The 11,146-nt window shown below is 37.2% G+C and carries 7 protein-coding genes; 6 read left to right on the top strand and 1 reads right to left on the bottom strand.

Annotation, left to right across the window (positions count from 1 at the left end; all coding sequences use genetic code 11):
* Positions 1 to 658: 658 nt before the first annotated feature.
* From GZ996_RS09465 to GZ996_RS09445, 5 genes are all read left to right on the top strand, one after another.
* Positions 659 to 904, top strand: coding sequence for a DNA repair protein (locus GZ996_RS09465; protein ID WP_380433497.1), 246 nt, complete (start codon positions 659 to 661; stop codon positions 902 to 904).
* Positions 905 to 916: 12 nt separating this feature from the next.
* Entirely contained in the window at positions 917 to 1,504 is a 588-nt protein-coding gene (gene lepB / locus GZ996_RS09460) for a signal peptidase I (protein ID WP_202922617.1), read from the top strand.
* Positions 1,505 to 1,573: 69 nt separating this feature from the next.
* Positions 1,574 to 6,055 carry an InlB B-repeat-containing protein gene (locus tag GZ996_RS09455; RefSeq protein WP_238386421.1) on the top strand — a complete coding sequence of 1,494 codons (4,482 nt, stop codon included), beginning with the start codon at positions 1,574 to 1,576 and terminating at the stop codon, positions 6,053 to 6,055.
* Positions 6,056 to 6,086: 31 nt separating this feature from the next.
* Positions 6,087 to 7,589 carry a SpaH/EbpB family LPXTG-anchored major pilin gene (locus GZ996_RS09450; protein ID WP_162011921.1) on the top strand — a complete coding sequence of 501 codons (1,503 nt, stop codon included), beginning with the start codon at positions 6,087 to 6,089 and terminating at the stop codon, positions 7,587 to 7,589.
* Positions 7,590 to 7,671: 82 nt separating this feature from the next.
* Positions 7,672 to 8,490 carry a class C sortase gene (locus tag GZ996_RS09445; RefSeq protein WP_156807092.1) on the top strand — a complete coding sequence of 273 codons (819 nt, stop codon included), beginning with the start codon at positions 7,672 to 7,674 and terminating at the stop codon, positions 8,488 to 8,490.
* Between the two features lie 140 nt (positions 8,491 to 8,630).
* Here GZ996_RS09445 and GZ996_RS09440 read toward each other — a convergent pair whose 3' ends face one another.
* On the bottom strand, positions 8,631 to 9,509 hold the full coding sequence (locus tag GZ996_RS09440; protein WP_156807089.1) for an AraC family transcriptional regulator: 879 nt from the start codon (positions 9,507 to 9,509) through the stop codon (positions 8,631 to 8,633).
* Positions 9,510 to 9,665: 156 nt separating this feature from the next.
* Here GZ996_RS09440 and GZ996_RS09435 point away from each other — a divergent pair, with 156 nt between their 5' ends.
* On the top strand, positions 9,666 to 11,102 hold the full coding sequence (locus GZ996_RS09435) for a glycoside hydrolase family 1 protein (RefSeq protein ID WP_156807088.1): 1,437 nt from the start codon (positions 9,666 to 9,668) through the stop codon (positions 11,100 to 11,102).
* The last annotated feature ends 44 nt before the right edge of the window (positions 11,103 to 11,146 follow it).

Here is an 11,146-nt window from a genome sequence, read left to right as displayed (position 1 = left end):
AGCGAAGACTTCGATATGGGTATCGTGCTGAATGGCTTTATCTAAGGTGATATTTTTGTCTTTCATTCCGATGAGTAATGTGGTATGATTGATGTGTTCCATAAGATACTTTCTAATGAGTTGTTTAAGCGCATTTCATTATAAGTCTTATGGGACTTTTTTGATACTCAAAAAGCCCTATAATCTCCAAAGTGGATTTACCCACTACAGAAATTATAGAGCCTAGATTTGTTTGTTATATTCAAACCTAGCCGGTTTCTTCGATATGTTGTAGTTAATATAATTAAAAGGGAAAATTTTGATTTTGGATAAACGGACATTATATACCACCATTTAGCTGATAGAATTATGAAATTATAAATTTATTCAAATATGCAGAATGTCTTAATGGTAGATTAGTAGCGCAATTGTTAGCTATATCTGATTATCTTAAAAATTATAAAGCAGATTAAGTGCTTTTGTTAAATTAAAGTGATATACTATAGTAGTTTAAACTATTTATCAGTGGTGTAAAATAGTGTATATTTTCTGAAAATTTTAGTTTTCTAATGGAAAAATGAACAATTTTTAGAGAAATATACATTTTAAAAAGAGAACTTTTCTTAGTAACGACTGTTAGTTATTAGGAATACAAAAAAGACATAGGATTAGCTCATATATGGAGATTAAACAACTAAAAAAATTAAAAAGAGAACAATTAATTACCATTATGCTAGAACAGCAGGAAAGGATTGAGCAACAAGAAGAGGAAATAAAGCAATTGATAGAACGTTTAGAAGATAAAACTATTTTATTGGAAAAATCTGGTTCGATTGCGGAAGCTTCTTTAGCACTTAATAAAGTTTTTGAGGCAGCTCAGGCAGCGGCTGATCAGTATCTACAAAATATTAAGAGAGACAATTGAAATTATAAGAGGATGATCAAAAAGTATATGAACATTTCTGAGCTAAGTTCTAAAGAGCTAGCACAAGAGTTAGAGCGTCTAAGGTATAGAGGACGTTTTTGGACGATTATTAAACAAACGTTATATACGTTGTTAGCGGTTGTAGCTGTAGCTATTTTAATAGCGGTATTGTGGTTACCGGTGCTTAGAATTTATGGACAATCTATGAATAAAACATTGCAAGAAGATGATCTTGTGCTTACTGTAAAGGGATCTAGCTTTGAAACTGGAGATGTTATCGCGTTTTATTACAATAACAAAGTTTTGGTAAAGCGTGTGATTGCGCAGTCTGGGGATTGGGTAAACGTTGACTCTGAGGGTGATGTCTATGTCAATCAGAAAAAATTAGATGAACCTTATGTTCTGGATAAAGCGCTGGGAAAAAGTGACATCACGTATCCTTATCAAGTGCCAGAACAAGAAATTTTTGTGCTAGGTGATAATCGTTCGGCGTCTATAGATTCCCGTAATACAGCCATTGGTGGCATTTCTGAAGAACAAATTGTTGGAAAAATCTCCTTTAGAATTTGGCCGTTAGATAGGTTTGGAGTCATCAAATAAAAGGTGTAACGAGAAAAAGTTATTTTTACAACGAATTGTATGAGATTATTATGATGGATTGGAGGTAAGGTGGACAAGATTTATAAATACGTAACGAATTATATTGGCAAATTTGAAAATCGAATGAAATGGAAGAGTATGACTTGGACTATCTTGGTTTTGGCAACTTTTCTAACAACGTATTTTTTGATTTTACCAGCAATTACAGTTACAGATAAACAAGCTGACGAGGCTGCGATACGTCTGGAGGATCCGACAACGGAAGAAAATTTTCTAGAAAAGGTAGAGGAAACAGACCATGTTGATTCTATAACTAGTTTGATGCATTCGGAAGAAACCGTAGAAAGGTCAGAGCAAACAAAAGCTACTACAGAGGCAACAACGGAAATCGAAACTACCAGTGAGAAAGGGAAGGAAGAAACTCATTTTGATGGTGCTTTGACTTATCGGGGTAGTGATTACAAAGTCAGAGTAACCATCCCGAAAGAGGCAAAAATACCTAGCACGGTTCAGTTGGTTGCTGAAGAGATTAAGGAAGAAGAAGCTGAGTATCATGGTTATAAGGAAAAAGTTCTAGTCAAAGTTGCTCGTCAAGAGGAAGAGATTCAACTGCTGAGGCTATATGATATTCGCTTGCTTGTTGACGAGCAGGAAGTTGAACCACAAGCTTCCGTGAAAGTTGAAGTGTCTTATGACGAAAAGTTAGATGCTAAGGATGAAGACCTGAAAATTGTCCATTTTAAAGATGATGGACAGACAGAAGTTTTAAAATCAAAGGCAACTAAGGAAACTAAAAATACAGATAGTGACATTGCTTTTAAAACTGACTCTTTCTCCATTTATGCAATTGTACAAAATGGAAAAGAAGTCCCAAGGCATACTTATAAGTTTCAAAATGCTGATGGTTCAGAGTATAAGTTTATCAATAAATCTGGTGATGAAATTTCAGAACAAATTATAAAAAATGGTGAAGAATTACACGGGGTTGGAATTCCGATTACGGCACATGGTCAACACTTTAATGGTTGGTTTATTTGGAATGAGGATCAAAGAACATTAGAGGAAGCTATTAAATTTGATGAACCTATAACAGTTAACGAAAGTAAAACTATTTATATTCGTCCAAGTATGGGGAATATGGTTTACCTTACTGTCTACGATGATGAAGATGGGAAGATTATTCTCGAAAAGGAACAATTAGCACTGAATGGCGGAAGTGTTACTGAAGATTTGAGTAAGTTTAGTCAAGTAATCAAACCACCAACATCAACACAAGTTTTGGTTGGGTGGTCGCTGACACCACACGGTACGTTGCTACAGGGAGGTGTGAATGCAACGCTATCTTTAAGCCAAGATACAAAAGTTTACCCTATTTTTGGAGAGTCAAAACGATTAGAGTTTTACACGGATACTTTAAGTGAGACTGACAGTATTTCTAATGGTGCTCCTTATATTCCTCCTAAACTTGTTGTTTCAGGAGAAACTGTAACTCAATATAAACCAGAAGATCCTAAACGTTATGGATATACTTTTGGGGGATGGTATGATACAAAACCTATTAATGGGCAGAAGCCTAGTGGAAATTCGTTTAATTTTGATGCTCCTTTAACGACAGATAAACAGCTATATGCTTATTGGATTCCTGATAAAGCGAGTTATACGGTTGTCTATTGGTTGCAGCGAGCAACAGATAGTAAGAATGCGACGAAAGAGCTAAAAACGTATGATTACGCAGGGCAGCGTTCAGTAGCCTCTGCGACTGTTGGCTCTACAGTATCAGTAACTACTGCTGATAAGAATGGAACACATATTACAGGTTTTGTGCCAGCTGGATTTGAGTACACAACAGATCGTGGAGAAACCACTACAACTGTTAAGGCAGATGGCTCTACAGTATTGAATGTGTACTTTAATCGGCGGTTAATTACCATGAAGTTTTATGATAGCGCAAGTTACATTGCCTATAATAGCCCAATCTGGAATAGTAATGATCGTAATTTGAAAGTGCTAACAGGTTTATATGGGACTTCGTTGGAAAGTAACAACTATACTTGGCCGAATAGTGGCACTAATACTTGGAGATATTATGAGTATACTGGCAGTGACATAGGCATGACTTACTTAGGAGAGTTTGTTCTACCAGAAGGAACTTATCCGAGGATTGCAGGTTCGTCAATAAGTCAAGAAATCCGATTGTTTAAATCAGGGACAAAAGCCAAAACAATCCATTTTTATAAACAACGAGTGGATGGAAGTTATGCTCCAATATGGAGTCCAGATGATACTGGTGTGTCTAGTTCAAATTCTACTACGTTTACATTTTCAGAAAAGTACAATGGATTTAATGTTCATAGTTACATCCGTTATGATATAACAGCAGGCAGGTACGTGGATAATCAATGGCGTTTAACCAGTTCTGGAAATAATACCTCAACAGCCTCTGGATATTATTATTATAATAATTACTATATTACTAACCATTATGATTTACATGTGCGATATGAACGTAAGAAATTTAAATTAGACTTTAGATATCCGGAAACAAATGCTTCGCTAGATAATTTTGAGTCAAAGGAAGTCTTATATGAGGAAAATTTATCTAAGTTTAAACCAGATACCACTACGATTAAACCGACTCCGCCTAAACCGGGGTACGAGTGGGATGGTAAGTGGTATAAAGATCAGACACTAACGCAAGAGTTTGATTGGAATGACAAAATGCCGGATCATGATTTAGTTGTCTATCCAGGATTTAGAAAAATTAAATATAATATCGTCTTGGATCCTAACGGGGGAGAATTGTCAGGTTCACAAGATACGCATTTTACTTTGTATTATGGCGATTCTATTCCTGAGTATGACAACATGACACGTAACTATATTGAGGATCCTAACGGTAGTTACTATTATCGTAAAGATACAGTAGCGACACTTGATATTGCTAATGATAGTGAAACTCAGCATGCACACTATACGACAAATCCAGCAGAGTCAAATGTTAATCCAAATCAACGCTATAGAGCAGATAAAGATGCGTATCATTTGATTGGTTGGTATGTCGTTGGAAAAGATGGGAATTTGGAGCGACCATATAACTTTAGTGGTGCTGTAACGAGCAATCTCACACTGCGAGCAGAATGGCGTCGTACTGGGGAGTATAAAGTTGTTTATAGTGATGTTGTTTATGGACTAGATCTTAACCCAATTCAAAAAGATGGAACACAATTAAAAGCAACGAATTTACCAAACGATCTTAATAAGTATGATGATAAATCGCACGCAGAATTGGAGCGTCGTCCAACATCGCCAGAGGGCTATCGTTTTCGTGGTTGGTTATATGATGGCAAAATCTATAATCCACATGATACCATCATTATTAACGCTCTAAAAGCAGATGGTAATAAAACTTTGACGGTTTATCCAGTTTATAAACCAGTAGAATCCATACAGGTTGAGACTACTCATATCACCTATGATGGAAATGGTGGTGCTCGTTTAGAGAATGGTCAGAAAGTAACTCAAAAAACATATGATAAATTACCAGTGAATACGATCCATAAGACGCATGGAGATGATTTCTTTGAAAGAGTCGGTTATGACCTAATTGGTTGGCATACGGTAAAAGCAGATGCTGAGCGTGGCAATGTTGAGTATCGCTTGGGACAAGATGTCGGATTAGATAACAAGCCAGACGCTTCAAATACTCTCTATGCGGTTTGGAAACCTAAAGAATACACCGTTACTGTGATTAAAAAGGTTATTGGTAACGATGATGATAAACAAAAGGAATTTAAGTTTGACCCGAGTACAAATCTTCAGCAAGGAAACTTTGCATTAAGAGATTCTGTTACTAACAATAATGAGAAGAAAGTATTTACTAAAGTTCCATATGGAACAGTCATTTCAATTGATGAGCAAGATTATACTGAGTTCTCTAAGACAGAAGATATAACTCATTCAAAACCAGCTTCTGGTGAACAGCCTTGGACAGATCGTGTTGTTAACCTACCTCAACTAACTGTTGATGGTGATATTGATATCGTTTTCACCAATACACGGAACATGCAACAAGTTGTCTTAAAGAAAGTTAGCGTCGAAAATATCAATACGAGCTTATCTGGTGCTGAATTTAATATCTATAAGGTTGAAAATGGGCAGAAGGCTTCAACGCCACTTTACACCAAAGTGACATCAAATGATGCAGGAATAGTTGTTAATGGACATACACAGGAGCCATTCTTCAATTTGCCAGTAGGTAGCTATCTTATTACAGAGACTAAGGCGCCAGATGGGTACAATCTTGAAAAAGCAGATATGTCTTTAGAAGTTACGGCGACAGGCGCAAGTTTTATTCAAAATGGTAACGCTGCGGCACCAACGGTGATTAATACACCAACTGCTCAGCAATTTGAATTCAAAATCACAAACTCAAAAGGTGCTGAATTACCATCGACTGGTGGTATCGGAAAACACCTTTATCTTATCCTAGGAATGCTATTAGCATTACCGGCAGGATTACTTTTATATAAAAAACACAAATTAATGTATTGATAGGCAATACTAGAAAGAAATTATTTATTTTATGAAAAAGAAAATTATTAAATCTATACTAGCAGCAACACTTATTCTTGGAACTGTAGTACCAGCTACAACACCCGTGTTTGCAGCGGATACTGGGACAATTACAATTAATGGAACTCAGAAAGGAACCTATACAGCATATAAAATTTTTGATGCAACTGTTGCTGACTCAACAATAGAGAATGGATCAGTGTCCTATACTTTGCCTAAAGGCAGTCCTTTGTTAGAAGATACAGAATTCAATAACTTGTTTGAAAAGACTGGTGAGGGTGATTTAGTTTATATTACTCGTAAACCAGGAGTTGACGATAAAGCTATTACTGATTGGGCTCAAAAATTAAATCTTCAGGATAATCCTCAAGTAGTGGTGGAAGATGGTGCAGATACGACAGCAGTTTTAAATGTTGGTTATGGATATTATGTAGTTAAATCAAGTATTGATCAAGCATCTGTTGTAATGGTAACTTCAGTGTCTCCAAACGCTATTATCAATGAGAAGAATTCTAAACCTACTTGGGGAGATAAGGGAGGAAAAACAACAGATAGTAAAACTTATAATGTTGGTGATACCATCACTTATAAGATTACTTATCAAAATGCTACTAATTACAACAGTGGAGAAAAAGTTTATCAATATGTTTTAAAAGATGATATGCCAGAGGCTAATATTGTTGAACTTGTTAATGATTCATTTGTCGTTAAAGTCAATGGTGTTGCATTGAATCTAACTACTGATACAACTTCTGCTACTGCTAATACGTATAGACTGGAAAAAGATGGAAATGACTTTACTTTGACAATACCTTGGGCGGGGTCTCAAACTCCAACGCTTGTTAACGGTTCTACGGGAGCACAACGCGGAGATAGGGACGATTTCTTTTACGAGGATGTCAATGAAATCACAGTAGAGTATAAAGGCATATTGAAAGCTGATGCTGCTGAAGGATCGAATACCGCTAATACAAATACAGCCCGCATTACACCAAATGAAGCACCTAAACCAAGTGATCCGGGTAAATCTGTGAATGTTTATGATGGTGAAATTAATATCAAAAAAGTTGACGGTATTGATATGAATAAAACATTGGCTGGAGCTAAATTTGTTCTTAGAAGAAAAGAGGATAGCAAATACTATAAATTTGATGAAGAAAATCAAACAACGCTCTGGATTGATAATCTAAATGAGGCGACTGTTAAGGAAACAGATAATCAAGGTGTTGTTAAGTTTACAGGTTTAGCTGAGGGAAGCTATGACTTGATTGAAACAGTTGCTCCGAAAGGATACAATCTTTTGAAAGAGCCAACTTCAGTGACGTTGACTTTTAAAGAAGGTGCAACGGGGAGCGCTGATACATTGATTGTTGAATCAACAGTAAAAAACAATCGTGGTGCTGAACTTCCATCTACTGGTAGCTTTGGAACAAAACTTCTTTACATTGTTGGTACGACGTTAGTGATTGCAGCTGGAGTTACTCTTGTGGCACGTCGTCGTGCGGAAGACTAATGTTAGGCTAGCAAATGGATAAGGAGTTGTTTTGAAAGCAGTTTTACAAAGGAATCGGGTATCCATTTTGCTTGTCACAATCATGATTGTAGGGATAGGTTTGATTGCCTATCCCTCAATCGCTAATTATTGGAATTCTTTCCACCAATCGCAAGCGATTATGGATTATCAAAAGAGTGTGTCTTCAATTGATACAAGTCAGTATGAGAAAATTCTTTCCAGTGCTAAAAAGTATAATGAAAAGTTTAAAGACTCTGGTATCAATTGGCACATGACTTCGGAAGAGCGTGACGCTTATAATAAAGAGCTGGCTATTGATCAGACTGGAAATATGGGATTTATTTCCATTCCAAAAATTAATGTCACGCTTCCACTTTATCATGGGACTTCAGAGGATGTTTTACTAACTTCTATCGGTCATATTGAGGGGACGAGTCTCCCTGTTGGAGGTGTATCAACTCACTCAGTTTTATCTGGTCATAGAGGGTTACCATCGTCACGCTTATTTACCGATTTGGATAAATTGAAGGTAGGAGATCGTTGGACGGTAGGTATTCTTAATGAATCTTATACTTACGAAGTGGATCAGATTAGAACGGTTTTACCGACAGATTTGAGTAATATTCAAATTGAAGAGGGTATGGATTATCAAACCTTGGTAACTTGTACGCCGTATGGAATTAATACTCACCGTCTTTTGGTACGTGGCCATCGTGTTTCTAATGAAGATGGTGATGGTTTAGTGACTCCAGATGCTATCCAAATTGAACCGATTTATATCGCTCCATTTATTGGTGTTCCAATTGTTTTGATTCTTCTTATGATTTTTATGATTGAATCTAGAAAACATCGTAAACGCCGTCAGATTTTGAAAAAATTGGCTAGTAGTGAAGAGAATTAGGATGCTCTTAGTGATAATTGGGAATTATGGAATTGACTGAGTGTCATGTCATAGAAGTTTTTTGACTTTTTTATAAACTTAAAAACGAGGAATGGCAGCTTATTTGTTGAGCTGTTGGTCCCCGTTTTTTTTATTGAGGTTTAAGGATTAATGAAAGCTTGAGAGTTTTTCTTCTTGCTATGTTCTTGTCGGTATTGCCGTGGTGTGATGAGGTATTGTTTTTTGAATTGACGATTGAAATGTGAAAGATTGGTAAAGCCTGTTTGCTCTGCCACTTCTAAAATACTATCGTGGCTATGAATGAGGAGTTGGCTGGCTTTTTGCAAGCGAACACGGATGATAAAGTCTGTGCAGGATGAGCCAGTATGTTGCTTGAACAAGCTCATAAAGTGGGCCTTACTGTAACCAATGAGAGTTGCGAGTTGCTGAATAGATAGGTTTTCTTGATAATGGTCATTAATGTGGTCGATAACTTGTCGAATTTTGGCGTTTTTACGGTAAGTATCGTCAGTTACTTTTTTGAGGACATGGCGGTGCAAAAAAAGGAGGTAAAGGAGTTCATTGAGTTTGGCTTTTAGCAATAATTCGAAGTGCCGTCCTTCTTTTTTAGCTAATTCTATAATGGTTAACACACAGGATTTGATGTCCTCATATCCTGCCATGTGTGGTTGGATACGGGGAACAAATTTTAAGGAACTATTTTGCAAGGGTTGAAGGTAATGAAGGCTGGTTTGGTCAACTAAACGTTGTCCAATCATGTCTAAATGGAAGATAAACGCCTCTGAAACCTGCTCTGCTTTTTCCAAAGGATGGATGGAATGCATCCCGTTAGGATGAACTAAAATAATGTCCCCCTCATTACTATTAAAAATATCATAGTCAATATGGTAACGGGCACTGCCAGAAAAAATATAATGAACTTCCATTTCTGGATGCCAATGAAAAAGGGTATCGGGTCGACCATTTTGGATGTGCATGCGCTCAAACCGATAAGGTAGGAGATGATGAAGTTTTTCCATATATAATGTCTCCAAATCATAGGATAGTATCAGTATAACATAGAATAGTGGCAGAAAAAAGCCTAAATCTATTTTAAAATAATAGTATGATAACTTAAGGACAGGAATAAGAGTAAGAGTAAATGTGACCTGTCTCTAAAAATAAAGGAGTTTATAATGGCCTATACATTTCCTAAAGATTTCTTATGGGGCGGTGCAACAGCTGCTAATCAATTTGAAGGTGCTTACAATGTTGATGGTAAGGGGCTATCCGTTCAGGATGTGACGCCTCGTGGTGGGGTTCCGGCAAAACCAGGGGATCATAATCCCTTGATTACTGATAAACCCACAGCTGATAATCTAAAATTAGAGGGAATTGATTTTTATCATCGTTATAAAGAGGATATTGCCCTCTTTGCGGAAATGGGATTCAAAGTCTTTCGACTATCGATTGCTTGGTCACGGATTTTCCCAAATGGAGACGAGTTAGAACCTAATGAAGCAGGTCTCCAATTCTATGATAAGGTTTTTGACGAGCTTTCTAAATATGGGATTGAGCCACTTGTAACGCTATCTCATTATGAAACGCCTCTACACCTCGCTCGCCAGTACAACGGCTGGGCAAATCGTGACTTGATTAGTTTTTATGAACGCTATGTGAGTACCGTCTTTACACGCTATAAAGACAAGGTTAAGTATTGGTTGACCTTTAATGAAGTAAACTCAGTGCTCCATGCTCCATTTATGTCTGGAGGCATTGCGACACCGTTTGAAGAGTTGTCAAAACAAGACCTCTATCAAGCTGTTCATCATGAATTGGTCGCGTCAGCTTTGGCGACGAAGGTTGGTCACGAGATCAACCCAGATTTCAAGATTGGCTGTATGGTACTTGCCATGCCAGCTTATGGGATGACCTCAAATCCATTAGATCAGCTGGCTGTCCGCCAGTTTGAAAATCAAAATTACCTCTTCTCAGACATTCATGCGCGTGGGAAATACCCTAACTATATTAAACGTTTCTTCAAAGAAAATGATATTGAGATTCAGTTTGCAGAAGGTGATGAGGAGCTGTTGAAACATACGGTTGACTTTATTTCCTTCTCATACTATATGAGCGTTGCTGCGGCTCATAATCCTGAAGCTTATAACTCGGGTCGTGGGAACATCATGGGTGGCATTAGTAATCCATATCTTGAAGCGTCTGAGTGGGGTTGGCAGATTGACCCGGTTGGTTTGCGCTTGGTTCTCAATGATTTCTATGACCGCTACCAATTGCCACTCTTTATCGTGGAAAATGGTTTAGGTGCTAAAGATATTCTCGTTGAAGGACCTAATGGGCCAACAGTTGAAGATGATTACCGTATTGATTACCTCCAAAAACATTTGGTGCAGGTCGGTGAAGCGCTTCAAGACGGGGTGGAACTGCTTGGTTATACCACGTGGGGACCGATTGACTTGGTATCAGCATCAACCGCAGAGTTAAGCAAACGTTATGGCTTCATCTATGTTGACCGTAACGATGATGGAACAGGAACCCTAGCTCGCTACAAGAAAAAATCATTCAACTGGTATAAAGAAGTGATAGCGACAAATGGTGAGAGCCTTTATCGTTAAGTTAATACTCATTTAAAATTAAAATTTTAGAACCTCTAATATCA

The sequence above is a fragment of the Streptococcus sp. S784/96/1 genome (genome assembly GCF_902729355.1).
Lineage (GTDB): Bacteria > Bacillota > Bacilli > Lactobacillales > Streptococcaceae > Streptococcus > Streptococcus caledonicus.
Note: the sequence above shows the minus strand (reverse complement) of the source record. Positions and strands in the feature narration are given on the sequence as shown.